Origin of the sequence: Pandoraea vervacti (assembly GCF_000934605.2) — a bacterium.
GTDB lineage: Bacteria > Pseudomonadota > Gammaproteobacteria > Burkholderiales > Burkholderiaceae > Pandoraea > Pandoraea vervacti.
In genome coordinates, this window is record NZ_CP010897.2 from 488,853 (window position 1) to 513,689 (window position 24,837).

The following is a 24,837-nucleotide window of genomic DNA, read 5'->3' on the forward strand; positions in this document are numbered from 1 at the left end:
TCGGTCTTGAGCCCCTTGCGCGGGACTCAGGCTGTTCGTTTCATAGCCACTCATGATGTTTCCTCCGTGCGCTCGGCACGCGATATGGACAGGTGTCTCAGATGTCTTCCTGCGGCAGCGGGGCGCCGGCGCCCGTGCGCTCCACGATCAGGCGGTAATGTTCCGGACGGCGATGCTTTGCGAAGTTGAAGACGTGATGGCGGAAGCCCTCGGTGACCGCCAGATCGACCGACGCGACGATGACTTCGTCGTCTTCGGTAACGGCCTGCGCCACGATCTCGGCCGTGGGCGCCACGATGACCGATCCGCCGATCATGTGATGGCCGTCTTCGCTACCGCATTTGGCGGCTGCCGCGATGAACATCGCGTTCTGGTACGCGGCGGCCTGTAGCGATACGAGATGCGTGTGCATGCGCAGATGCACCGGCTCGTTCCAGTGAATGTTGATCGACGGCGTGTTGTAGCCCACCAGTCCAATCTCGGCGCTTTGCAGCGACATGACGCGCCACGTCTCGGGCCAGCGGCGGTCATTGCAAAGACACATGCCCACGCGCGTGCCGAACGACTCGATTACCGGAATGCCGGAGTTGCCGACTTCGAAGAACTTCTTCTCCAGATGCTGGAAGGGCGCGTCGGTCTTGTGATCCGCGTGGCCCGGCAAATGAATCTTGCGGTACTTGCCGAGGATGTTGCCGTCGGCACCCACCAGCACGCACGTGTTGAAACGTCGGCCGTCGGGGGTGAGTTCGGCATACCCGAGATAGAAACCGACGCCGAGTTGCTTCGCGGTGTCGAACAGCGGTTGCACGTCGGCGTTGGGCATCGACTTCTCGAAGTAGCGCGCGACGGCCTCCTCCTCGGGCATCCAGTAGCGCGGGAAGAAGGTCGTGAGGGCCATTTCCGGGAACACCACGAGTTTCGCGCCGCGTCCGGCCGCTTCACGCAGCATCTCGACCAGGCGCGCGACGACGCTGCGGCGATCGTCCGCCAGGTTCACTGCGCCCATTTGTGCGACGGCCAGTCCAAGTTTTCTGCTCTTGCTCATATCCACTCTCTTCAAATAACAAAAGGCAATCCGTCATCCGGAAAATCAATAGTTCTTCTGCTTCTCCTGGGTCAGGGCCAGCGTGCGGAAGAACGTCGCGCGCGGCGAGATCTCGCGCTCGACGGTGTGCGGTTCGGGCACGCCGCGTGCGATGAAGCGGCCGCTGCCGGGGGCGGCGTCGAGACGGCCGTCGCTCACGATCACCCGCCCCGCGCTGACGACCGTCTCCGGCCACCCCTTGACCGTGCGCCCTTCGTACGGCGTGTAGCCAACCTGATCGTGCAGCGCGGCGACGGTGAGGGTGACTTCGCGCTCGGGATTCCAGATGGCGATGTCTGCATCGGCGCCTTGCGCGATGTGGCCCTTGCGCGGAAAGATGCCGTACATCTTTGCGTGATTCGTTGCGCTCAGCGCCACGAACTGCTGCAGGGACAGACGCCCGCCGCCAACGCCCTCGGAGAACAGCAGGGGCAGCCGCGCTTCGAGGCCGGGCATGCCGTTGGCCATCTGCTTGAAGGTGGTCTTGTCGCCGTAGGGAATCTTGCCGCTCTCGTCGTAGCGATACGGCGCGTGATCGGAGGACAGGGTTTGCAGCGTGCCGTTGGCCAGCCCTTCCCACAGACTGGCCTGCGCCTGTGCGTCGCGCAGTGGCGGGCTGCAGCAGTATTTGGCCCCTTCGGTGCCGGGCAGGTCCATGTCGTCTTCGGTGAGCACGAGGTAGTGCGGACATGTTTCGCCATAGACCTGTGCGCCGATCTGGCGCGCCGCCTGAATGGTCGAGAGCGCTTCGACGGCCGAGACGTGCACGATCATGACCGGCACATCGAAAAGGCGCGAGAGCTGAATGACGCGGTGGGTGGCTTCGGCTTCGGCCAGCGCAACGTGGCTCACGCCGTGGAACTTCGGCGCGGTGTAGCCGCGCTCGAGCAGGCGCTGCGAGACCCAGCGAATGACGTCGTTGTTCTCGGCATGGACCATGACCAGCGCGCGCTCGCGTGCGGCGACGGCGAGCACGTCGAGCAACTGGTAGTCGTCGATCTTCAGTTGGTCATACGTCATGTAGACCTTGAACGACGTGATGCCGCTGCGAATGAGTTCGGGCAGATCCGTGTGCAGCGTCTGCGGATCGGTCTCCGAGAGAATCAGGTGATAGCTGTAGTCGATCACGGACTTGCGCCGCGCGAGTTCGGCGTAGTCGTCGGCGACCTTGCGCAGCGAGTTGCCGCGATGCTGCGCCGCGAAGGGCACGATCATCGTCGTGCCGCCGAAGGCGGCCGACACGCTGGCGGAGTACCAGTCGTCGGCGCCCATCTTGCCCATGCCGGACAGTTGTTCGACGTGGCAGTGCGTGTCGATGCCGCCGGGCATCACGAGACGACCGGTCGCGTCGATGACACGTGCTGCGCTGCCCGGCAGATGCGTGCCGATGGCGGCGATCTTGTCGCCGCGAATCGCGACGTCGGCCTCGCAGGTGTGCGTGGCATTGACGACAGTGCCGCCGCGAATGATCAGATCGAAGTCGTTCATTGTGAAAAGCTCTCGCTCCGGGGTTGGGCTGCCTTTGACCGGCTCCACCATGCAAGGCAAGCCTTCACCAGCAACTGAGTGGTGTCGAAGAAGGGAACGGCGCGTGATTCGTTGCACTCGTCGGGCGATGCGCCGCCGAGGACCAGCGGCAGTTCCGTGCATCCGAGAATCAAGCCTTGCGCGCCGTCGTCGATCAGTCGGGTTGCGGCCGATTGCAGCAGCGACGTCGCGGTGTCGAGGCCGCCAGCCTTGACGGCCGCAATGCCCGCCATGACGTGCTCGGACTGGTCCCGCGCCGAGGGGACGATGACGTCGATGCCCGCCGCGCGCAGGGCCTCGTGGTAGATGCGTCCCTCGATCGTTGCCGACGTGGCCATCAGACCCACGCGGGTGAGTCCTGCCGGATGTGAGGCGACGGCTTCGGACGCCGCGCTGCCGATATGCAGCACTTCGAGGTCCGTGGCTGCCGCCAGACGCGCATGCCAGAGATGTGCGGTATTGCAGGGAATTGCGATGGCGCCGACGCCCGCCGTTTCGAGAACGCGCAGCCCCGAGAGCAGGAATGGCCAGGGGGCGTCGGAACCGGCGAGAAACGATTCGCTGCGATCGGGAATCTGGGGCACGCTGTGGACGAACACCGGCATGTGGTCCTGATCCTTCGTGGCCGGGGTGCTCTGCACGAGCTTGCGCATGAAGTCAGCCGTCGCCAGCGGCCCCATGCCGCCGAGCACACCGAGTATCGGTGAACAGGCGGGGGCGGCGGCGCTCATCGGGCAGCTCCGGTGAGCACGTTCGATGCCAGTGCGATAGCCGTCATGCATGGCTCGACGACAGGCACGCCGACCGCGTGTTCGATGCGGGCGCGCAGTGCAGCCATGCCCGCGCAGCCGAGCACGACGACATCGGCGCCATCCTGATCGATGAGTGCCCGCGCAGTCTCGACAATGCGAGGAACGGCGAGGGTGTCGTCGCCCGATTCGGCCACGCTCAGATTGATGGCGCGCTCGCCGACGATTTTCTGTGCGAATCCGTGGGCGCGATAGGCGCGCCAATGCCGCGCGATGCTACCGGACGTGATGGCCACCACACCGATGCGCTCACCCAGGGCCGAGGCTGCGCCTAACGCGGCCTGACCGATGCCGATAACCGGCTTGCGCGTGATTTCGCGCGCGGCGGCCAGGCCCGGGTCGCTGTAACAGGCGAGGACGAAAGCGTCTGCGGGGTCGTCGCTCTGCAAGTTGCGCTCGATGGCGTTAGCGACCAGAACGGCGGCGCGCTCGGCGTCGCGTTGCGTGGCAATGCCCGCCGGGGCGTCCGTCAGCGTTTCGTACGTGAGCCGCACGGGGCTGTCGCGAAACTGGGCACTGGCCGTCGACGCAATGCTCTGCGTCACGCTGACAAGGGCGTTGGGGTTGAGGACAAGCAGGGTAGGTGGCATGCAGGGAACCCGTTACACGGCAAATGTGACGGATTCACGATAGCAACCGCATCGACGAGGGGTCCAATAGAACGATTTTCGGACCTTATAGCCTCAATGCATGGGTTCGCACCACGAGGGTGCCTGAGGTAAGCTTTTGCACCATCGAGACCCCTTCAGACAGGTGCACACGTGGTATCCGCCGCCCCCATACAGCGTCCGCTCGCCATGAGCTTGCGGCAGATCGAGACCTTTCGTGCCGTCATGATGACCGGCTCGATCACCGAGGCGGCGAAGATGCTCTTCATCACGCAGCCTTCAGCCAGTCGAATTCTTGCGGCGGCGGAGAGTCGGCTCGGCTTCGCGCTGTTCGAGCGCTCGAAGGGGCGTCTTTTCCCTACGCCCGAGGCCCGGCGCATCTATAGCGAAGTGGAGACGGCATACGCCGGCGTGCTGCGCGTGGACGATCTGGTGCGCGCGATCATCGAAGGCAAGAGCGGCAAACTGAACATCGTGTGCAGCCCGAGCCTCGGCGCGGAACTGGTGCCGCGAGCGATTGCGCTGTTCAACCAGCGGTATCCGGACTTGCCGATTCACTTCGAACCGCTCACGCACAACAATCTGATTCCTCGTGTGCTGCTGGGCAAGGACTACCTGGGGATATCGATGTTCGCGGTGAACTCGAACAACCTGAAGATGGAGGCGCTGGTCGACGGGCCGATGATGTGCATCAGTCCGCCGGGGTGGCTCGCGCCGGGGGGCATCGTGAAGGTGGACGATCTGCCGTCGCATCCGTGGATCGACTACGGACACGACACGCCGCTGGGGGCGATCGTCGGGGACATCTTCGGCAGGCATCGCCGGCCCTCGCCCATCGTGGAGGTGCGCTCGGCGATCAGCGCGCGGGTGCTGGTCAAGGAGCGCGTCGGGGTGGCGATCGTCGATCCGTTTTGTATCGACGCGTCGACGTTCCAGCGGATCGACGTTCACGAAATCCGTCCGGCGAGAAAGCTGCGCGTGCACGCCGTCTACTCGCAGGCGGAGCCGCTATCGCATGCCGGACGCGCCTTCATCCGGATGCTTCAGTCGATTCTCGACGACCATCTTCGTGCGGTGGACGGGCTGCGCAGATCAGCCGGGTAGGTTGTCGTCGCCTGGTTTGGGGGTTTTGTCTTTCGCCGTCGGGGCAGCGTCACGCGCCTGTTTTTGCGCCATCGTCGGTTTGCGCGGCGCGCGGGCGAAGAGCGCGTCGTACAGCCAGCGGGGAAGGCGTCGCATGAGGCATGCCACGATGCCCATCTGCCACGGCAGCACGGCAAAGCGCTTGCGACGCGCGATCGCGGCTGCCGCCTTGCGCGCGAACTTGTCCGCGTCCATCAGGAATGGCATGGGAAACGGATTGCCGTCCGTCATCGGGGTGCGGATGTAACCGGGCGCAATCGTCACGACGGCCACCTTGTCGGCGCGCAATTCGACGCGCAGGCTCTCCAGATACGTCATGGCTGCCGCCTTGGACGCGCTGTATGCGCCATGTCCCGGCAGCCCGCGCACGCCTGCTACGCTGCCGATTCCCACGAGCGTGCCTCGCTTGCGCTCGCGCATGGGGCCGACGAACGGGCTGAAGGTGGCGACCATCGCCATCCAGTTCGTGTCCATGACGGACGCGAAATGCGGCAGATCCGCGGCGTCCTCCGTATTCACGCCGTGACTGATGCCCGCGTTGGCGATCACGATGTCAGGCACGCCATGGCGCGACATGAAGTCCCCGGCCGCGGCGCGCAGCGCCAGCGCATCGCGCACGTCGAGCGCATAACAATGCACCGCATGCGGATGGGGGAGCGTAGCGGCCAGATCGGTGAGCTTGTCGCCCCGGCGGCCAACGAGACCGAGAATGGCGCCCTGCGCCGCGTAGTGACGCGCAAGCGCTTGTCCCAGCCCGCTGGACGCGCCGGTGATGAAGACCTTCGGTGATGTCGTGTGAGTAGCCATATAACGCAAAAGCCCGGCCGGGGCCGGGCTTTGTGAGCGGCGAAGCTTACATCTTCTTCGCGCGGATCTGGTTGATGATCGAGTCGGCCGTCTTGAGCGCCGCATCGAACGTCTGTTGCTCGGTCGTGGCCGGCTTGCCCTGCTTTTGCAGCGCGTCGCCCGACGTGGCCGGCGAGACGAGGTACTTGCCGTTGATCGCGATCGTCGGCACGCCGTCGATCTTGTAGTCCTGCCACGTCTTGTTCGCGACCTTCACACCGTTGTCGACGCCGAAGCTCTTGTACGCATCGAGGTACTTTTGCTTGTCGACGCCCAGCGTCGCCAGGAAATCGGCCTGCTGATCGGCCGTCAGCAGGTAGTTGTGCTTGACGTGGATTTCATTGAAAACCTTCGGCGTGAGTTCGGCTTCCTTGCCCAGCGCCGCGAGCGCGACGAACATGCGCGTATGCGGCTCGAACCGGCTCTGGAAGGCGACCGGCACGCGCTTGAACACGACATCCTTGCCCTGGGCCTTGACCCACTTCTCCAGCGTCGGCTCGAGCGCGCTGCAATGCGGGCAGCCGTACCAGAAGAACTCGGTTACTTCGATCTTGCCCGCACCGGCGGTCAACGGTTGCTGCGAAATCGTCAGATAGTCGGTTCCCGCGACCGGTGCTTCAGGCGAGGCCGAAGCGGCGCCAGAGAGGAAACCGAAAGAAATCAGTAAGGCACCAAGAAGTTTTTTCATGATCGTTGTATAGGAGTGAGGCAAACACGCGGACCCGCAAGGAGCGAGTGGCAGCGTGTGAGCGAAACCATATCCCGAATTCAGGCAAATGAGCCAGTGCATATGACCGGCGATGGGCTGCCGGGTTCAACGTCCCCGTTTCCTCGTTTTCCCTTTTCCCTTTTCCCGGCCCTACGAACCTAATGATGCGGGTGTTTGACGAGACTTGCCGACCGGGACGCCGGGGGAACAAAAGGCGTTGCCCTTTCGGTGCAACGCCTTTCTCGTTCATTGCTTCGTGAAACGGATGACCGCCGTGTCGTAACCGCCATCCTGCAGGCGCTGACGCACGTGATTCATCTCGTCGAGCTTGCCGTACGGGCCCAGACGCACGCGGAAGAGCGTCAGGCCGTTGGCGTCGCGTTGCGTGATCTTCGCCTCGAAGCCCGAGAGGGCCAGCTTGGCACGCAGTTGTTCCGCGTCGCTTTGCGACTTGAACGCACCCACTTGCAGGTAGTAACCCGTGCTGGCGTTATCCGTGGCGCTGGCCGGCGGCGTGGTCGGCGGGGCGACCGGCACCGTCGACTTGCCGTTCAGAATGTCGGCCGGCGACGGCTTTTGCGCAGGCTGTGCCGGTGCCGTGGGGGCAGAAGCCGCCGGCGGCGTGACCGGCGTCCCGGGCACGAGCGGCGACGACTCGACGGCCGACGCGGTGTCCGGTGTGGCAGGCGCCGACGCGCCCGGCAGTGGCGTACGCGGCTGGAGCGACTTGTTCGGATCCGGCGCTTGCGCCGCCGGCGAATTCTCGGCGGGGCGCGGCGGCGTCTTTTCGACGAACGGGGTCGGTGTCTTCGTGATGTAGAGCGCAACGACGACGGCAACGGCCAGCCCAACGATCAGGCCGAGCACGATGCCCAGAAAAGTACCGCCCCGCTGGCGGGGTGGTCGACGTGTGTTTGCCATCGAGTCGATTCCGTCCTTACAGAGTTCCGATGCGGTTTGCCGTTCGGAGTGGTGGGTAACTTACATCTTGGCCGGGGCCGACACGCCCAGCACGGCAAGCCCGTTGCGCAGCACCTGACGCGTGGCCGCAAGCAATGCCAGACGCGCATGCTTCACGGTCTCGTCGTCGACCAGCACGCGATCCGAGTTGTAGAAGGAGTGGAACGCGCCTGCCAGATCCCGCAGATAGAAGGCCACGGCGTGCGGCGCAAGTTCCTCGGCGGCACGCGTGAGCATGTCCGGGTACTCGGCGAGCAGTTGCAGCAGCGCGAGGGCGCGTTCGCTGTCGAGCGGGGCGAGATCGGCGTTCGCCAGTGCGGCTTCGTCGCCGCCCCACTGCGTGAGGATCGAACAGATACGCGCGTGAGCGTACTGCACGTAGTACACCGGGTTCTCGTCGTTCTGCTTGAGCGCGAGGTCCACGTCGAACACGAATTCGGTATCGGCTTTGCGCGAAATTAGGAAGAAACGCACGGCGTCGCGGCCACGACGCAGGGCGTCTTCACGCTCGACGGGGTCCGTGACCGGCGTTTCCGCCGTAATGCCGCCCGACCATTCGATCAGATCGCGAACGGTCACGTAGCTGCCTGCGCGCTTGGAGATCTTTACCTCTTCGCCGTTGCGCATGACGGTGACCATCTTGTGCAGCACGTAATCGGGGTAGCCCTTCGGAATGCCGATGCCGAGCGCTTGCAGGCCGGCGCGCACGCGGGCGATGGTGCCGTGGTGGTCCGAGCCCTGCACGTTGATGACCTGGTGGAAGCCACGGTCCCATTTGCGCGTGTGATAGGCAACGTCCGGCACGAAGTAGGTGTACGTGCCGTCGGACTTGCGCATCACGCGGTCCTTGTCGTCGCCGTAATCGGTGGTGCGCAGCCACAGCGCGCCTTCCTGCTCGTACGTCACGCCGGCGTCGATGAGCGCCTGCACCGTACGCGCTACGCTGCCGTCGGCATACAGAGAGGATTCGAGGTAGTACTGATCGAAAATGACGCCGAACGTTTGCAGGTCGATGTCCTGCTCGCGGCGCAGATACGCCACCGCGAAGGCGCGGATCGAGTCGATGTCCTCGATGTCGCCGCTACCCGTGACGGGCGCACCGTCGGACGCCTGCACGGTCTTGCCGGCGAGGAAATCCTGCGCGATGTCGCCAATGTAGTCGCCGTTGTAGGCCGACTCGGGCCACTGGGCGTCGCCCGGCTTGAAGCCGCGCGCACGGGCCTGCACCGACGTGGCGAGCGTCTGGATCTGGACGCCGGCGTCGTTGTAGTAGAACTCGCGATGGACCGGACGTCCCTGCGTGCCGAGCAGCGCCGAGATCGTGTCGCCGAGTGCAGCCTGACGGCCATGCCCGACATGCAGCGGCCCGGTCGGGTTGGCCGAGACGAACTCGACCAGTACCGGCGCGGCGTCGTTGCTGGCGGCGCGTCGGCCGAAGGCGGCGCCCTCGGTCAGGATCGCGCGGGCCACCGACTGCTTGGCGGCATTGGCCAGACGCAGGTTGATGAAGCCGGGACCGGCGATTTCGACGGCGTCGACGAGGCCCTTGGCGCGGGCGTCGGCGAGGATCGCGTCGGCGATCTTCTGGGCCAGCTCGCGCGGGTTGGCGCGCAACGGCTTGGCGATCTGCATCGCCACGTTACAGGCCAGATCGCCATGTGCGGCGACTTTCGGGCGTTCGAGCAGGATGACGGGCGCGGCGGGCGCGGTGCCGTCCGCAGGCATCAAACCGGCGACGACGTCGCCGATCAGCGCGACGAGAGCATTCTTTTGTGCGGGTAGCATTGGCGGGTGTTTCGGGTGCGTCCGGACACGTCCGGACAGGCAATTGAATCGTCAGCACCGGATTTTAACAGGTGTATGATGAAGTCACGGTACCCCTCCCTGGGTGACATCGACAGGGACGGTGGTGGGTGATAACTCGAATAGGGAGCCAACCATGCTGGTAACGTTCAAGGCGCATGCGTCGCCAACGATCAAGATGCTCGAGAATCTCGCGCAATTGCTGCTCGGGATCGTCGGCAAGACGCTCGGCGAGCGCGGTGCGATCGGATCGGACGAAACAGGGGACGCCATCGCCAGGCTCGAAGCGGCAATTGCCGAAGACAAGGCGGCGGCAGACAAGGAAAGCGAGGGCAAGAAGTCCGACGAGCGCGACGAGGACAATCGCCTGCGTCTGTCGCAGCGCGCTTATCCGCTGCTCAACATGCTCAAGGAAGCTCACGCCGAGGGTGGTGCGGTGATGTGGGAAGTCAGTCGCTAAGCGCTCCGACGCCGAACACAGGTTCAAACGAAAAAGCAGGCCGCAAATGCGAGCCTGCTTTTTTTGTGTTCGTGAAAACCGGAGGGCATCAAGGAACCGGGGCCGCCCCCGGGCGAGGGGCTTGGGCTCGGCAGTGAAGCGTGAGCAATGGCGGCGCCGGTTCCCGTGTGGGCGCGAAGCGCCCAATGCCATCGAAAGTTACTGCGCCTTGCCCGGGGCGTTATCCGGCGCGTTGGTGGCGCCGTTGCCCGTATTGCCGTTGTTCGGCGTCTTCTTGGTGCTGTGACGCGGCTTCTGGGCCTTGGCATTCGGCTGCGGATCGGACGGGGTCAGCGTTTGTGCGCCCGGCGTCGGTGCCGACTGACGTGCGTCGGGCGACGCCTGACTGGGCATGGGGGTGATCGGATCCGTCGTCGTGCCACCGCCGGGGCCGGCTGCACCGCCGCCTGCCGAACCTTGTGCAAAACTCAGTGCCGAGGCGCCGGCGAGGGTCAGGGCTGCAACCGAAATGATCAGCTTCTTCATCAGATGGACTCCTTTGCTTTGCGCTGCACATTGAAGGAACGTCTTTCGTGCAGGCATCACTTGCGTTAGTGAGATTCCAGTCTAAGAAGCTGCGGCATGCGGTGCTGTAAGGGTTTGTAATCGAATGTAATTCGGCTTTTTCGCGGGAATTTTCCACGTCTGCCGAAGTTTTCGACGATCAAGGCATCGTCGGCATCGGCCTGCATCATCCGATCACGCACAGACCATATGCAGGTCGCACTGTGCGTCAATATCGATTAGTCGTCCGAACGACTTGACCAGAACACCTGGTTGACGCCAGGCAGCGTTTCCAGGTGATCGGTGAGGGCGTCGAGCTCGCCCGCCTTGACGGCGGTGGGCAGGAGTAGCGCCTCGATTTCCACTTCCGCTTCGCCGAACGGGTGAATATCGAGCGCACGCACGGGGTAGTTGGAGGCTTCGAGCCAGGCTTCGACTTTGTCGAGCACTTCGCGTTGCGTCGTGCGTGCGCAAATGACGGACAGCGCGTATGTGGCTTCGGACGTCGCCTCGTTGATCGGCGCGCGGTTGATACGGTTGACGACCGGACGCAGCAGCGTGTTGGCGGCGAGCACGAACAGCGCCACGATGATCGCCTCGACGATCAGGCTCGCCCCGGCCGCTGCGCCCACGGCCGCCGAGCCCCATAGCGTGGCGGCGGTATTGAGACCGCGCACCGAGGCGCCGTCTTTCATGATCGCGCCCGCGCCGAGGAAACCCACCCCCGACACGACATACGCGATCACGCGCGTATCTCCGGGCATGAGACGCATCGACAGGTCGACGAACGCCGCGGCGCCCACCGCTACGAGCACATTGGTGCGCAACCCGGCCGTACGTTGGCGGACCTGCCGCTCCACGCCGATGATCGTGCCGAGAATAAAGGCGACGGCCAGCGAGATGAGCGTGTTGAGCAGCGGCAGGAGATGGAAGTTCTGAAAGCTGTGCAGTGCTTGCATGGGACGTCCCGACGTAATCCGGCAATGTTGCGCCGCCGCATTATGGCACCGGGATGTGTCGGACGGAAGGCGTAGCGCCGCAACGCATGCCCGGCGCACCGGTACGTGACGGCGTCAGGACAGTTGCGGCGCGAGCAGGCGACGTGCTGTCGCCTCGTCCACGCCGGTCCGCTCCATGAAGTCTTCGACCTGATCGGGACCGATCTTGCCAACGCTGAAGTACGTGCTGTCCGGATGCGACAGATAGAACCCCGAGACGCTCGCCGCCGGCAGCATGGCGAGCGATTCCGTCACGCTCATGCCGATTTCGTGCGCTTGCAGGTAATGGAACATCGGTCCCTTGACCGAATGCTCCGGGCAAGCCGGATAGCCCGGCGCCGGGCGGATACCGACGTACTGTTCCTTGATGAGCGCATCGTTGTCGAGTTGCTCGTCTGCCGCATAGCCCCAGAAGTCGCGCCGCACCCGCGTGTGCATGCACTCGGCGAAGGCTTCGGCCAGACGGTCGGCCAGCGCCTTGAGCATGATGGCGCTGTAGTCGTCATGTGCGGCGAGGAAACCGGCCTCTTTGGCATCGACGCCAAGACCTGCCGTCACGGCGAACACGCCGATGTAATCCGCCACGCCGCTGTCCCTGGGGGCGATAAAGTCGGCCAGCGAGCGGTTGGGGCGACGCACGCCATCCACCACGGGACGCTCGCTCTGCTGGCGCAGGTTATGCCACGTGAACGCGACTTCCGAGCGCGATTCGTCGGTGTAGATTTCGATGTCGTCGTCGTTCACCACGTTCGCGGGCAGCATGGCGATGACACCGTTCGCAGTGAGCCAGCGTCCCTTGATCAGGCGATCGAGCATGGCGCGGCCATCGGCGAATACGCGCTGCGCCGATTCGCCGACGATCTCGTCCTTGAGAATCGCTGGGTACGGGCCGGCAAGGTCCCACGTCTGGAAGAACGGACCCCAGTCGATGAATTCGGCGAGCTCCGCCAGATCGTAGTTTTTGAAGACACGTCGGCCGATGAATTTCGGCTTGGGCGGCACGTACGTCGACCAGTCGACCTTGAACTTGTTCTCGCGCGCGGTAGCGAGCGAGACCATGGGCGTGGCCTTGCGGTTCGCGTGTTGCGCGCGCACGCGGTCGTAATCCGTCTTCACTTCTTCGAGGTAGCGCGCGGCGGCTTCGTCGGAGAGCAGGTTCGAGGCGACGGAGACCGAGCGCGAGGCGTCCGGCACGTAGATCACCGGCCCGTCGTAATGCGGCGCGATCTTCACGGCGGTGTGCACGCGCGACGTTGTGGCTCCGCCGATGAGCAGCGGAATGTTGCGCAGGCGGAAGTAGTCGTCGCGCTGCATTTCCGAGGCAACGTAAGCCATTTCTTCGAGACTCGGCGTAATGAGTCCCGACAGCCCGATGATGTCTGCGCCTTCTTCCTTCGCCTTCGCGAGAATCTCGGCGCACGGCACCATCACGCCCATGTTGACGACTTCGAAGTTATTGCACTGAAGCACCACGGTGACGATGTTCTTGCCGATGTCGTGCACGTCGCCCTTGACGGTGGCGATCACGATCTTGCCCTTGGAGCGGACATCCTCGCCGGCAGCCGCCATGCGCGCCTTTTCTTCCTCGATGAACGGCACCAGATGCGCCACGGCCTGCTTCATCACGCGGGCGCTCTTCACGACCTGCGGCAGGAACATCTTGCCCGCACCGAACAGATCGCCCACGACGTTCATGCCGTCCATGAGCGGGCCTTCGATCACCTGGATCGGGCGGCCGCCCGCGCTGGCGATCTTCTGGCGCACTTCTTCGGTGTCTTCGACGATGAACGTCGTGATACCGTGCACCAGCGCATGTGCGAGCCGCGCTTCGACCGGCTGATTGCGCCACTCGAGATTTTCTTCGCGCTTGGCGGCCCCGCCCTTGAAGCGATCGGCGATTTCCAGCAGACGCTCGGTGCTGTCCTCGCGACGATTGAGCACCACGTCTTCCACACGCTCGCGCAGTTCCGGATCGAGGTTTTCGTACACGCCGAGCTGACCGGCGTTGACGATGCCCATGTCCATGCCCGCCTGAATCGCGTGGTACAGGAACACCGTATGAATCGCTTCGCGCACGAGGTCGTTGCCGCGGAACGAGAACGACACGTTCGACACGCCGCCGCTGATCTTCGCACCGGGCAGGTGTTCCTTGATCCAGCGCGTGGCGTTGATGAAGTCGACGGCGTAATTGTTGTGCTCTTCGATGCCGGTGGCGACCGCGAAGATGTTCGGGTCGAAAATGATGTCTTCGGGCGGGAAGCCCACTTCGTCGACCAGCACGCGGTAACTGCGCTCGCAGATCTCGATCTTGCGCTGGTAGGTGTCGGCCTGCCCCTGCTCGTCGAACGCCATGACCACGGCGGCGGCGCCGTAGCGGCGAATTCGCCGGGCGTGATGCACGAAGGCTTCCTTGCCTTCCTTGAGCGAGATCGAATTGACGATCGCCTTGCCCTGCACGCACTTCAGACCGGCTTCGATCACTTCCCACTTCGAGGAGTCGATCATGATCGGCACGCGCGCGATGTCCGGCTCGGAGGCGATCAGGTTCATGAAGCGAACCATCGCGGCCTTCGAATCGAGCATGGCCTCGTCCATGTTGATGTCGATGACCTGCGCGCCGTTTTCGACCTGCTGGCGGGCCACCGCGAGCGCTTCGTCGAACTGGCCGTTCAGGATCATGCGCGCGAACGCTTTCGAACCGGTGACGTTGGTGCGCTCACCGACGTTCACGAACAGTGTGCCCGCGCCGATGTTGAAGGGCTCGAGGCCGGACAGGCGCATCGGCGGGACTTGCGGTGCGAAAGGCGTTTGACTCATGGGGCAATCCGTTCAGTGGTGGCGCACGCGTGTCGCACGTCTCGTGTCGATCCGCTCGACCGGGTCGGTGAGAGTGTGGGTGCGCGGGGCTTCATGCAATCGGTCTTGTTAAGGGCGGGCAGCGCGGCTCAGGCGTCGGCCTCTGCGTCGTTGCGATACTGCGACGGCCAGCGGCGCGGCTTCACTTGCGCGAGTGCCTTGGCGATCTCGGCGATGTGCTCCGGCGTGGTGCCGCAGCAGCCGCCGGCCAGATTCACCAGCCCCGCCTGGGCAAATTCCTTGAGCAGGCCCGAGGTCACGTCCGGGGTTTCGTCGAAGCCCGTATCGCTCATCGGGTTGGGCAGGCCGGCGTTCGGGTAGACCGATACGTAGGTGTTGCACAGCTTGGCCAACTCGGCGATGTACGGACGCATCAGGGTCGCACCGAGCGCACAGTTCAGCCCGAACGTGAGCGGGCGCGCGTGACGCAGCGAATTCCAGAAGGCCTCGACCGTCTGACCGGACAGAATGCGCCCGGAGGCGTCCGTTACGGTGCCCGAGATCATGATCGGCAGAATCTCGCCGGTGTCCTCGAACAGTTCGTCGATGGCAAAGAGCGCCGCTTTGGCGTTGAGCGTGTCGAAGATGGTCTCGACGAGGAACAGGTCCACGCCCCCTTCCATGAGCGACTTCGCCTGCGCGTAGTAAGCGTCGCGCAACTGGTCGAAGTCGACGTTGCGTGCGCCCGGATCGTTTACGTCCGGACTGATGCTGGCGGTCTTGGGGGTCGGGCCGATGGCGCCGGCGGCGAACCGGGGTTTGTCCGGTGTGCTGAAAGCGGCGCACGCCTCGCGCGCCAGACGCGCCGACTCGCGGTTCATCTCGTCGGCCAGGTCTTCCATGTGGTAGTCGGCCTGGGCGATCGTTGTTGCCCCGAAGGTATTCGTCTCGATGATGTCCGCGCCGGCAGCGAGATACTGACGATGGATCTCGCTGATGACGTCCGGCCGCGTGAGCGAGAGCAACTCGTTGTTGCCCTTCACATCGTGCGCGAAATCGGCGAAGCGTTCGCCGCGGTATTGGGCTTCGTCCAGCTTGTAGCGCTGAATCATCGTCCCCATCGCGCCATCCAGAATCAGGATGCGCTGTTCGAGCAGCGCGGGCAATGCCTGTCCGCGCGTGTATGGCAAGGCGGTGGGCAGAGCGTTCGCGGCGGGTGGGGTTGCGGTGGTCATGACGGACGTCGCCTTGAAGTGGCCGGAAAACCTATAATTGTAATGGTTTTCGCGGTTTGCGCCTGTGTGCCGGCGCCTGATCGAATGCGCCCCCGCGCGGCCACCGGGTTTGCTCGCCCACTGATCCCGAAGTTTTGTCGACGAAGCTGAAAATATGGAATTCCTGCTCCCGAGCGCCGCTCACAAGTTCCTGCAAGCCAATGCCAACGCGCTGTTCGTGGACTGCCGCAGCGAGATGGAACACCTGTTCGTCGGACACCCCGTCGGCGCGATCCACGTGGCCTGGAACGACGGTCCGGACTGGGAGATCAACCCGCATTTCGTGCAAAGCGTGCGCAAGCTGGCCGGTGCGGGCGGCGAGCGACCGGTTCTGCTGATTTGCCGTAGCGGCAATCGCAGCGCGGCCGCCGGCGAGGCGCTGGAGGCGGCGGGCTTTCTGAATGTCTATGGGGTGCTGCACGGTTTCGAGGGCGATCTCGATGCGACACACCACCGCAATGCCTTGAACGGCTGGCGCTTCGATGGGCTGCCGTGGCAACAGTGTTGAGACGGACCCGCGTCGGACGGCGCGAAAGTCTGACATGACGTCAATGACGTCGAATTCTCAGTCCATGAAAAAACCCTCGCCGATGCGAGGGTTTTTTGTGGGGTCGCACCGCGTGGGTATCGACGTATCGACATCCGGGGATGTCAGTGGAGCACGACCGGATTCGTCATGAAGTTGTCGAACTGCCCGAGGAACTCATCGACTTCGTCCTCCGACGGCTCGCTGGCGATCAATTTCTGCACTTCTTCACGGAATTGCCGGGCAAGCGAGCCGTCGAGGAAAATCTCGCGGCCGGCGGTCTTGTCCACGATTTCATAGCCACCGGCGGACAGCGAGTGATTGCCGTTATCCGCGGCAAACTCAACGACACAGTAATTCGGGCTGTTGTAAATCATGAGCATGGCAACTCTCCTGGTGTTCCTGCATGGTCCTTGGTAACCCACATAGGGGCGACGCGGCGCGATTTCAAGAGGCAGTACCCCATGATTCGCTTATCGGCACACCGGCTGACGAATTCAATGGTTTTGGCCCTCCATTTGTCAAAGGTTCCGCAACAAGTCCCGCAAGTCCATCATTTCCAACCACTTTTTGCAGGTTCATACGTTAGATGCGGTCCCTTGCAAAAATGTTGCAAGGGCATTCGTTACGAACTGTTTCTGTTCGACGATGGACAGATGGGCCGCGTCGGGCACGATCTCCAACTGAGCACCGGCGATACCGCTCGCGATGCGCCGGGCCACCGCCGGGGGCGTCGACGGGTCGTTTTCCCCGACGAGCACCAGCGTGGGCGCTTCGATCTCGCCAAGACGTGTTCGCACATCGAACGCGGCCAGCGCTTCGCACGCGGCGGCGAAGCCCTCCGGGTCGGCCTGCGCCACCAGTGCGCGGATACGCTCGCTAGTGGCCGGATGATGCTTGCGAAAGCGCTCGCCAAGCCAGCGTTCGAGGGTGCCTGCGGCGAGTTCCTTCATCCCCTGCGAGCGCGCCGTGGCCGCTCGCTGCAGGAACAGGTCGGCATCGGCGGCATCGTAGCCGGCGGTGGTGTCGATCAGGGTCAGGCTCGCGATACGCTCGGGAGCGTCCAGCGCGACCTGTTGGGCAACGGCGCCGCCCATGGAGATGCCGGCGAAGTGTGTGCGTGGAATTTCCAGGGAACTGAGCAAGGCAGTGGCATCGGCAGCCAATTGCGCGACGGAGTACGGGCCGCGCGTGACGTCGCTCTTGCCGTGACCCCGGCTGTCGTAGCGAAGCACCCGGAAATGCGCCGCCAACGCGGGGACCAGATCGTCCCATACGCTGAGGTCCGCCCCCAACGGATGCGCCAGCGTGAGCCACGGACCGTGTCCATCGACCGCGTAATGAATCGATGCTCCATTGGCACTGACCTTCATGTGCGGCCCCCTAGGTTCGTCGATGCGTTGCGAGGTAGTGTCGATGGCGTCGATGCGGTGGGATGTTTCCGATTATGTCAGGAACATCGGACTTCTGCTGAGCGTTTCGTCGTAGTTGGGCAACACTTTGCCGCATACCCGCATGGGCACGGCATCGCTTGAGATTCTAAGGATTTGCACGCCGGTTTTCGATACGGAAAACCCTGTGCCGGTCATGGACGCGTGGCGCCGGACTGCGCCATGGGCCATGCGTCACGGGGCCGTGCGCTGCGTGAAAATGAGCTCGAATTCCGTACCGGACGGCTCCGTTTGCTTGACCCGCACCGGCAGCCAGTCGAGCGAGGGGGCAAGCCAGATGTCCACGCGTCGCTCATCGCCCGCCTTGCGCGGCAGGCGAGTGAAGTGACGCGTTTCGAGATAACCCTGCGGCGTCGTCATCGTCTCGCTCCCCACGTACTGCACCGGCCACACTTCGCTGCTGTCCGTATCGACCACGGTGAATTCGTGGGTGACACCCACTTGGGTGTAGCGCTCGGGATTGCCTCTGGCGTAGCCGGCCAACTGCATCATCACGCTGAAACGGTCCTGCGCGCCGGGCGCCAGCGGCAAGGACTGCCCCGAGCGCGAGAACTGCAGTGTGGGCGTCGCCTCGCGACGGAAGTCCGTCACATATTCCGCGCGGCGACCGCGCTTTTCCACATAGCGGGATGGCGCGATGCCGTTGACGTCATACCCGCCTTCGCTGATGAATTCGAAGGTGCCGAAAAAGAGGATCGGCACCGAGATGCGCAACCGGTAATGCCCGTTGTCGTTGACCCAGTGGAGTTGGCCGGTCTGATTGCGCACGCCGTTCATGAGCGCGTCGTAGGTCAGCGTGACGGATGGCGGCGGGTCGAACTTGTCGCCATTGGCGGCGGCTGCCGTGAGGGCCACGCTCGGTGGCGACGTTGGCGCCGACGCCGTTGCGCCGGGGGCGTCGCCCGTGCCGGCCACCGTCGTCGAGGCGGCCTGGGGACCCGGCGTGTCGGTGGTCACCGGCGCGGCGAGCGAGTCGGGCGGGGCGGTCGCTGGGGCAGGGGGAGGCGGCTTCACCGCGGCCGCTGGCGCAGGCGGTGGCGGGGCAGGAGGGGCAGGAGAGGCCGGAGGCGCGGGCGGGGCGACCGGCTTGAGCGGGATCAGGGTGATCGGAATGCTGGGGATCGGCTTGTCTTCGAGCGTCGTGCGATGGCGCGCGACCCAGAGCGCGATGACCAGGTGCGCGACGAAGACTGCCATCAGCACGCCCGCCCAGAGCGCCCGGCGTTTTCCCCGTCCCTTCGGGCGCTGGGCCGAAGGCGCCGGCATCGCCATCGCCGAAGCGTCCGACGCCGAAGACAGGTCGGGGGCTTCAGGAATGTCATGGCGATCGGGGCCGGAAGGACCCGAATGACCTGCAGGATCGCTAGGAGGGGAGGGGCGCGAAGACACGAGGATCGATAATCGGGACGTCAGAGCGTCAGGATCGCATATCGGAACGAGTTTGGTTCGACACGCGCCGGCCGGGGCCGTTCATCGCTCGCCCGGCCGTGCCGCTCGACTGCCGTGGGTGCGTCACGTCGGACGGCCGGGCGCGTGGGCATGGCCGAGATCGGCAGACAACTTTTGGGCGAGCGTGCGCAGCGCCGTGTCGATGGGGCCGCCCCAGCGTGCGTCGAAGCGGCTCTCCGGCCCGAGCGCCATCAGTCCCATCACCAACTGTCCCGTCGCGTCGAATACCGGCATGCAGAATGCGTTGACGGACGGCAGCACGGTGCCCTCCACACGCGCGGCCCGATGGGCACGCACATCGTCGAGCACGGCGTCGTAGTCGGCGCGCGTGGCGGGCAACCGGTGACGCGACGCGTGCTGCACGGCCGCGAGTGCGGCGTCGATGAGTGGCGCGGTCTGGCGCTCCGGAAGATAGGCGGCGAACAGCCGTCCGGCCGCCGATTCGAGCATGGGCATGACGTCGCCCAGTCGCAGTGGCACGCGCATCGGAAACGTCGAGTCCAGCCAATGCACGACGGTCGGCCCCTGATTGCCCCACACGGCGAGCCCCACGGTCTGATCGATCGCGTCGCGCAGTTCGGACATGGCGAAACGGGCGGCCTTGAAGGCGTCGATACGCGCGAGATGCGCAAGGCCCATGCGCAGCGTGAATGGGCCGAGGTCATAGCGCCCGCTTACCGGATCCTGCACGATGAGGCCGAGTCGCTGGAAGCTTACGAGGTAGCGGTGCGCCTTTGCCGGGTTCATACCGGCGGCGTGCGCGAGATCGCGCAGCATCATGGCGTTCGACGCTTCGGTCAGCACTTCGATCAGCCGGAAGCCCACTTCGATGGACTGAATGCCCGAACGGGTTTTTTCCTCGTCGGGGGCGGCGGCGTTGCCCTCGCTGTCTTGGCCGATGTCGTTGTCGTGTTCAGGCACTGTCATGTGTCTCTTTTGTTGTCGTCATGGCCGCTCGATTCGCGATCGTTCGTGATCGATGTCCGCAAGCGCACGTGGTGCGCTCAGGTAGAATCCTCGGCTTCAAGCGTCATTCTATCGGGCCTGCGGTGTCCTGCTCCATGCCTGTCGGCATCATGCACGATTGCCCCGGCCCGGCGTTCGAATTGCCGCTGAACATCCGAACCCGTTCGCAGACTCCATTGCCATGAAACTCGCTACCCGTAAGGACGGCACCCGCGACGGCCAGTTGATCGTCGTCTCGCGTGACCTGTCGAGCGCCTGCATCGCCGACGCCATCGCTCCCACGCTGCAACGCGTGCTCGACGACTGGACGTTCTACGCCCCGCAATTGCATTCGTTGTACACCGAACTCAATCATGGTCGTGCGCGCAATACCTTCGCGTTCGACGCGGCCGAATGCATGGCCCCGTTGCCGCGCGCCTACCAGTGGGCGGACGGCTCGGCGTACGTGAACCACGTCGAACTGGTACGAAAGGCGCGCGGCGCGGAAATGCCGCCGGAGTTCTGGACGGACCCCCTCATGTATCAGGGCGGCAGCGACGACTTCATCGGTCCGACGGACGACATCGTCTGCGCCTCGGAAGACTTCGGCATCGACTTCGAAGCCGAGGTGGCTGTCGTGACCTCGGACGTGCCGATGGGCGCAAGCCCGGCGCGTGCGCTCGAAGGGGTGCGCTTGCTGATGCTCGTGAACGACGTGAGCCTGCGCAACCTGATTCCGGCCGAACTGGCCAAGGGTTTCGGCTTCTTCCAGAGCAAGCCGGCGAGCGCCTTTTCGCCGGTGGCCGTCACACCGGACGAACTGGGCGACGCCTGGCGCGACGGACGCGTGCACCGTCCGCTCACGGTGAAGTGGAACGACAAGAAGTTCGGTGCGCCGGAGTGCGGCGAGGACATGGTGTTCGATTTCGGCCAGTTGGTCGCGCACGTGTGCAAGACCCGTAACGCGCGCGCCGGGACGATCGTCGGCTCGGGCACGATTTCCAACAAGGATCGCAGCCGCGGCAGTGCGTGCATTGCCGAGAAGCGCATGCTCGAAACCATCGAGAAAGGCGCCCCCGAGACCGCGTTCATGCGATACGGCGACCGGGTGCGCATCGAGATGTTCGATGCGCAGGGCAAGACGATCTTCGGCGCGATCGATCAGGCGGTCGCGCCGCTCGACGAGTAAGCGTCCCGCGTTCGTCGCCATCGGTCGCGTGTGTGATCCGGCGCGCGCGATCGCCGGTCGCTTTCCCGTCGTCAGTCCCTGGGGGCCGCAGACGGCAACGGCCGACCACCCGGACGGGAAATTGAACCGGCCTGAATGCCTTGCCCGGCAAGGCTTTACGGCCTGTCGGGCGATGCTCGCATAGGGTGAACCCGGATATGGCGGGGAATTCTGGCTCCGCTATTCTTTGTCTCCTTGAGTCGTTGCGCACCCTTCGCGGGTATGCGCATCGGCCCTAACTTTCGCCGGCGCGGCGCGAGGTATCCGTCCCGGGGTGCCCGCGCGACAGAAAAAACCAGCGCAGGCCAGACCAGGAGATTTTTCATGCGAAACCCCGTGCGCACTGCCCTGCTGGGTGCGATGTTGCTGGCGCTGGCCGGCGGCGCTGCCGCTCAGGTCAAGATTGGTGTGAGCATCTCGCTCACCGGCCCCGCCGCTTCGCTCGGCCTTCCCGCGCGCGACACGATCAGCATGCTGCCGAAGGAAATCGGCGGCGAGAAGGTCGACTACATCGTGCTGGACGACGCGTCCGACACCACGACCGCCGTTCAGAACACCAAGAAGCTCATCTCCGAGAATCACGTCGACGCCATCATCGGCTCGTCGATCACGCCCAACACGCTGGCCATGCTCGACGTGATCGCTGCCGGCACGACGCCGACGATCTCGCTCGCGTCGTCCGCGCGCATCATCGAACCGGTCGATGCAAAGCGTTACTGGATGTTCAAGACCCCGCAGACCGACGCACAGATGGCCTCCGCGATCGCCGAGCACGCCAGCAAGCACGGCGTGAAGACGATGGCCTTCATCGGTCAGGGCGACGCGCTGGGCGAAGCCTTCTATGAAGAAGTCGCCAAGTTCGCCGGCCTTCACAAGATCAAGATGGTCGCGAGCGAGCGCTTTGCCCGCACGGACCCGAGCGTGACCGGCCAGATTCTGAAGATCATGGGCACGAACCCGGACGCCGTTGTCGTCGGCGCCGCAGGCACGCCGGCGGCACTACCGCCGAAGGCGCTGGCGGAACGCGGCTACAAGGGCCTCGTGTATCACAACCATGGCGTGGGGAATAACGACTTCCTGCGCGTGTGTGGCAAGGACTGCAATAACACGTATCTGCCGGCCAGCCCGGTGCTCGTGGCGTCGCAATTGCCGAACGATCACCCCGCCAAGGCCGTGGCGCTCGATTACATCAAGAAGTTCGACGCCAGGTACGGCGCGGGCAAGGTGGCGGCGTTCGGCTCATACGCCTGGGACGCCGGCATTCTGCTCCAACGTGCCATCCCGATTGCGCTCAAGAGCGCCAAGCCGGGCACGCCGGAATTCCGCAAGGCGCTGCGCGACGCGCTCGAAACGAGCAAGGACGTGCACGTGTCGAATGGCGTGACGAACATGAGCCCGTCCGATCACCTCGGCCTCGACCAGCGCGCGCGCGTGATGGTCAAGATCGACAACGGCAAGTGGGTGATTGCCCCGTAATGACCCGCATCATGACCGCCGCCGCTGTGGCGACGACATGAAGGCGAGAGGCCGTAGAGGCCTCGCCATCGACGGTTGACCGTCGGCGGTGCCGGCCGATGTCCGGTGCCGCTGTTCCATCCCCGCCTGCGCGGGGATATTTTTTTCCGGAGCGGTAATCCATGTCGCTAGATCCGTATCAACACTATCAGTCGCTGCAATTCAAGCGGCATCCGAACGGCGTGCTCGAACTCATCATGGGCGCCGGCGCGAACAAGAGCGGCCTGTCGACGGCTGACCATCGCATGCATCAGGAACTGGCCGACGTGTGGCGCGACATCGATCGGGACGCCGACACGCGCGCCGTCGTCATTCGCGGCGAAGGCAAGGGGTTCTCCGGCGGTGGCGACCTGTCGCTCGTGGAGGACATGGCCGATGACTTCGCCGTTCGCGCCCGTGTATGGCGTGAAGCGCGCGATCTCGTCTACAACGTGATCAATTGCAGCAAGCCCATCGTCTCTGCAATGCATGGTCCGGCGGTCGGAGCCGGACTCGTTGCGGGCCTGCTCGCCGACATTTCGATCGCCGCGAAGACCGCGCGCATCATCGATGGTCACACGCGCCTGGGCGTCGCAGCGGGCGACCATGCCGCCATCGTGTGGCCGTTGCTGTGCGGTATGGCCAAGGCGAAGTACTACCTGCTGTTGTGCGAGCCGGTCACAGGAGAAGAAGCCGAGCGCATCGGCCTCGTTTCACTGACCGTCGACGAAGCGGATCTGCTGCCCAAGGCATTCGAAGTGGCCGATAAGCTCGCGCGCGGTTCGACCACGGCGATTCGTTGGACGAAATACACGCTCAACAATTGGCTGCGCAGCGCCGGACCGGCGTTCGATGCGTCGCTGGCGCTCGAATTCATGGGATTTTCGGGGCCGGACGTACGCGAAGGCCTTGCGTCGTTGCGTGAGCGTCGTGCACCCGACTTCAGCGGTGACGCACCCTTTTGAGTCGCGTATGGCTCGCTCGCGCGCTGCTCCCGTGCGCCTGCCGCATCACGCGAATCGGGGTTTACGACCGCGCCGCGCCGTTTTGACACACGAGGGGCGCACGCTCGGCGTATGATCGATAGCCATACGCCCTGTGCGCCTGGCTTGCGCGACAAGCCGTGCGTTCCCGACCGTGACTGGAGATCGTAATGAGCGATTCGACGAGTGCCATGCCCAACGGCTTCGACATTCTCAAGAAGATGTGGGAGGCATTCAGTCCGCCCGCGACTTTCACCTCGCCGCTAACGCAGTTGATGCAGAGCGCCGCGCCGCTGCTCGATCCCGACGAAATCGAAAACCGCATCGCCGAGATGCGCGCCGTCGAACAGTGGCTCACGCTCAATCTGAACGTGTTGCGCTCGACCATTCAGGCCTTCGAAGTGCAACGCGCCACCTACGCCACGCTGCGTGCATTCGGCACGGGGAGCTTCGGCGCGGCGGGGGCGTCGGACACGGCGGCCACCGGCGCGTCCGACGCCGCCGACACCACCGGCCAGGCAGGTGCGTCCCACTTCTGGCGCTCGCCGTTCGCGACGCAGGAACCCGCGCAGGACGTCGAGTCGCAGGCCAGCGAAACTGAACCCGAGCCGCCCGCGCAGGAAGCGCACCAAGCGCAGGACGCGGATGACGCGGATGACGCCACGGAAGCGGGCGCGAGCGACGCCGGGCATGCCGGCGCCTCCGAATCGCCATTCGCACAGGCCGGCAGCGCGTATGGCGCGCTGGACCCGTCGATGTGGTTTAACGCGATGCGCGCCCAGTTCGATCAGATCGCGGCGGCAGCGCAGGCCGCAGGCGTGTCGGCTGCGCAGATGACCGAAGCGGCGGCGGCGCAAATGTCGGAGGCTGCGGCCAAGGCCACGCATGCGAGCGCGGGTGCGGCAAAGGCATCGTCGGCAGGGAAGGCCACGGGCAGCAAGGCGCGCACGGCGGCGAAGAAGACCGCCACCGGGACATCCGGCAAGGCGGCGCCGAAGTCGGGCAAGTCCGCTGGACGCCGCCCTGCCAGCAAGACGACGCCTGCAAAATCGGCTGTTGCCAAGACTTCCGCCAAGTCCGCCACATCCGCAAAGACGTCCGCCAAGACGTCGCCCAAAGCGGCGGTGAAGTCGGCCGGCAAAGCCGCAGGCACGACGGGCAAGCAAGCCGCCTGGAAGTGGTAACCGGAGGCTGGAGGCGC

23 protein-coding genes are annotated in these 24,837 nt (G+C 64.6%); 7 read left to right on the forward strand and 16 right to left on the reverse strand.

Going from position 1 to position 24,837, the window contains the following annotated elements; translation table 11 throughout:
* Positions 1-97: 97 nt before the first annotated feature.
* The 4 genes from UC34_RS02175 to UC34_RS02190 are packed head-to-tail and all read right to left on the reverse strand — an operon-like array spanning position 98 to position 4,010.
* Positions 98-1,045: an N-carbamoyl-D-amino-acid hydrolase gene (locus UC34_RS02175; RefSeq protein ID WP_044453602.1), complete on the reverse strand. Its 948-nt coding sequence runs from the start codon at positions 1,043-1,045 to the stop codon at positions 98-100.
* A 45-nt stretch (positions 1,046-1,090) separates the two neighbouring features.
* The gene (hydA, locus tag UC34_RS02180) at positions 1,091-2,572 is read right to left on the reverse strand and encodes a dihydropyrimidinase (RefSeq protein WP_044453604.1); all 1,482 of its coding nucleotides are present in this window, start codon (positions 2,570-2,572) and stop codon (positions 1,091-1,093) included.
* On the reverse strand, positions 2,569-3,342 hold the full coding sequence (gene cuyB / locus UC34_RS02185) for a cysteate racemase (protein WP_044453606.1): 774 nt from the start codon (positions 3,340-3,342) through the stop codon (positions 2,569-2,571). Before cuyB ends, hydA begins: the two co-directional genes overlap by 4 nt.
* A complete protein-coding gene (locus UC34_RS02190; RefSeq protein ID WP_044453608.1) occupies positions 3,339-4,010 on the reverse strand; it encodes an aspartate/glutamate racemase family protein in 672 nt (223 codons plus the stop codon). Before UC34_RS02190 ends, cuyB begins: the two co-directional genes overlap by 4 nt.
* 171 nt (positions 4,011-4,181) lie before the next feature.
* Between UC34_RS02190 and UC34_RS02195 the strand changes: the two genes are divergently transcribed.
* Entirely contained in the window at positions 4,182-5,132 is a 951-nt protein-coding gene (locus UC34_RS02195) for a LysR family transcriptional regulator (protein ID WP_052810863.1), read from the forward strand.
* On the opposite strand, the gene UC34_RS02200 is transcribed toward UC34_RS02195, so the two are convergent.
* The 4 genes from UC34_RS02200 to argS form a co-directional block, all read right to left on the reverse strand.
* Complete coding sequence (locus tag UC34_RS02200) at positions 5,121-5,978, reverse strand: SDR family oxidoreductase (RefSeq protein ID WP_044453610.1); 858 nt, start codon at positions 5,976-5,978, stop codon at positions 5,121-5,123. The two genes, UC34_RS02195 and UC34_RS02200, sit on opposite strands and share 12 nt — an antisense overlap.
* Before the next feature lie 46 nt (positions 5,979-6,024).
* The gene (locus UC34_RS02205; protein ID WP_044453612.1) at positions 6,025-6,705 is read right to left on the reverse strand and encodes a thiol:disulfide interchange protein DsbA/DsbL; all 681 of its coding nucleotides are present in this window, start codon (positions 6,703-6,705) and stop codon (positions 6,025-6,027) included.
* Positions 6,706-6,972: 267 nt separating this feature from the next.
* Positions 6,973-7,647 carry an SPOR domain-containing protein gene (locus UC34_RS02210; protein ID WP_044453614.1) on the reverse strand — a complete coding sequence of 225 codons (675 nt, stop codon included), beginning with the start codon at positions 7,645-7,647 and terminating at the stop codon, positions 6,973-6,975.
* 60 nt (positions 7,648-7,707) lie between these two features.
* Positions 7,708-9,471 carry an arginine--tRNA ligase gene (gene argS / locus UC34_RS02215; protein WP_044453616.1) on the reverse strand — a complete coding sequence of 588 codons (1,764 nt, stop codon included), beginning with the start codon at positions 9,469-9,471 and terminating at the stop codon, positions 7,708-7,710.
* A gap of 154 nt (positions 9,472-9,625) precedes the next feature.
* On the opposite strand from argS, the gene UC34_RS02220 reads away from it, so the two are divergent.
* Entirely contained in the window at positions 9,626-9,949 is a 324-nt protein-coding gene (locus UC34_RS02220; RefSeq protein WP_044453618.1) for a DUF1840 domain-containing protein, read from the forward strand.
* A gap of 198 nt (positions 9,950-10,147) precedes the next feature.
* Here the strand turns inward: UC34_RS02220 and UC34_RS02225 are convergent, their stop codons facing one another.
* From UC34_RS02225 to UC34_RS02240, 4 genes are all read right to left on the reverse strand, one after another.
* Positions 10,148-10,474, reverse strand: coding sequence for a hypothetical protein (locus tag UC34_RS02225; protein ID WP_044453619.1), 327 nt, complete (start codon positions 10,472-10,474; stop codon positions 10,148-10,150).
* A gap of 257 nt (positions 10,475-10,731) precedes the next feature.
* Positions 10,732-11,442, reverse strand: coding sequence for an MgtC/SapB family protein (locus UC34_RS02230; RefSeq protein WP_157123300.1), 711 nt, complete (start codon positions 11,440-11,442; stop codon positions 10,732-10,734).
* A gap of 123 nt (positions 11,443-11,565) precedes the next feature.
* Complete coding sequence (gene metH / locus UC34_RS02235) at positions 11,566-14,271, reverse strand: methionine synthase (protein WP_072617548.1); 2,706 nt, start codon at positions 14,269-14,271, stop codon at positions 11,566-11,568.
* Between the two features lie 164 nt (positions 14,272-14,435).
* Positions 14,436-15,521: a homocysteine S-methyltransferase family protein gene (locus UC34_RS02240; protein WP_044453622.1), complete on the reverse strand. Its 1,086-nt coding sequence runs from the start codon at positions 15,519-15,521 to the stop codon at positions 14,436-14,438.
* A 154-nt stretch (positions 15,522-15,675) separates the two neighbouring features.
* Between UC34_RS02240 and UC34_RS02245 the strand changes: the two genes are divergently transcribed.
* On the forward strand, positions 15,676-16,068 hold the full coding sequence (locus UC34_RS02245) for a rhodanese-like domain-containing protein (RefSeq protein ID WP_044453624.1): 393 nt from the start codon (positions 15,676-15,678) through the stop codon (positions 16,066-16,068).
* A gap of 143 nt (positions 16,069-16,211) precedes the next feature.
* Here the strand turns inward: UC34_RS02245 and UC34_RS02250 are convergent, their stop codons facing one another.
* The 4 genes from UC34_RS02250 to UC34_RS02265 form a co-directional block, all read right to left on the reverse strand.
* The gene (locus tag UC34_RS02250) at positions 16,212-16,469 is read right to left on the reverse strand and encodes a BTH_I0359 family protein (RefSeq protein ID WP_044453626.1); all 258 of its coding nucleotides are present in this window, start codon (positions 16,467-16,469) and stop codon (positions 16,212-16,214) included.
* A 195-nt stretch (positions 16,470-16,664) separates the two neighbouring features.
* Positions 16,665-17,459 carry a 3-oxoadipate enol-lactonase gene (gene pcaD / locus UC34_RS02255; protein ID WP_044453628.1) on the reverse strand — a complete coding sequence of 265 codons (795 nt, stop codon included), beginning with the start codon at positions 17,457-17,459 and terminating at the stop codon, positions 16,665-16,667.
* 252 nt (positions 17,460-17,711) lie between these two features.
* Positions 17,712-18,803 carry a DUF3108 domain-containing protein gene (locus tag UC34_RS02260; protein WP_157122978.1) on the reverse strand — a complete coding sequence of 364 codons (1,092 nt, stop codon included), beginning with the start codon at positions 18,801-18,803 and terminating at the stop codon, positions 17,712-17,714.
* Positions 18,804-19,049: 246 nt separating this feature from the next.
* Positions 19,050-19,913: an IclR family transcriptional regulator gene (locus tag UC34_RS02265; RefSeq protein WP_044453630.1), complete on the reverse strand. Its 864-nt coding sequence runs from the start codon at positions 19,911-19,913 to the stop codon at positions 19,050-19,052.
* 220 nt (positions 19,914-20,133) lie between these two features.
* Here UC34_RS02265 and UC34_RS02270 point away from each other — a divergent pair, with 220 nt between their 5' ends.
* From UC34_RS02270 to UC34_RS02285, 4 genes are all read left to right on the forward strand, one after another.
* On the forward strand, positions 20,134-21,120 hold the full coding sequence (locus tag UC34_RS02270) for a fumarylacetoacetate hydrolase family protein (RefSeq protein WP_044453632.1): 987 nt from the start codon (positions 20,134-20,136) through the stop codon (positions 21,118-21,120).
* A gap of 363 nt (positions 21,121-21,483) precedes the next feature.
* Positions 21,484-22,635, forward strand: coding sequence for an ABC transporter substrate-binding protein (locus UC34_RS02275; RefSeq protein WP_044453634.1), 1,152 nt, complete (start codon positions 21,484-21,486; stop codon positions 22,633-22,635).
* Positions 22,636-22,796: 161 nt separating this feature from the next.
* Entirely contained in the window at positions 22,797-23,618 is an 822-nt protein-coding gene (locus tag UC34_RS02280) for an enoyl-CoA hydratase/isomerase family protein (protein WP_044453636.1), read from the forward strand.
* 188 nt (positions 23,619-23,806) lie between these two features.
* Complete coding sequence (locus UC34_RS02285) at positions 23,807-24,820, forward strand: PhaM family polyhydroxyalkanoate granule multifunctional regulatory protein (protein ID WP_052810865.1); 1,014 nt, start codon at positions 23,807-23,809, stop codon at positions 24,818-24,820.
* The last annotated feature ends 17 nt before the right edge of the window (positions 24,821-24,837 follow it).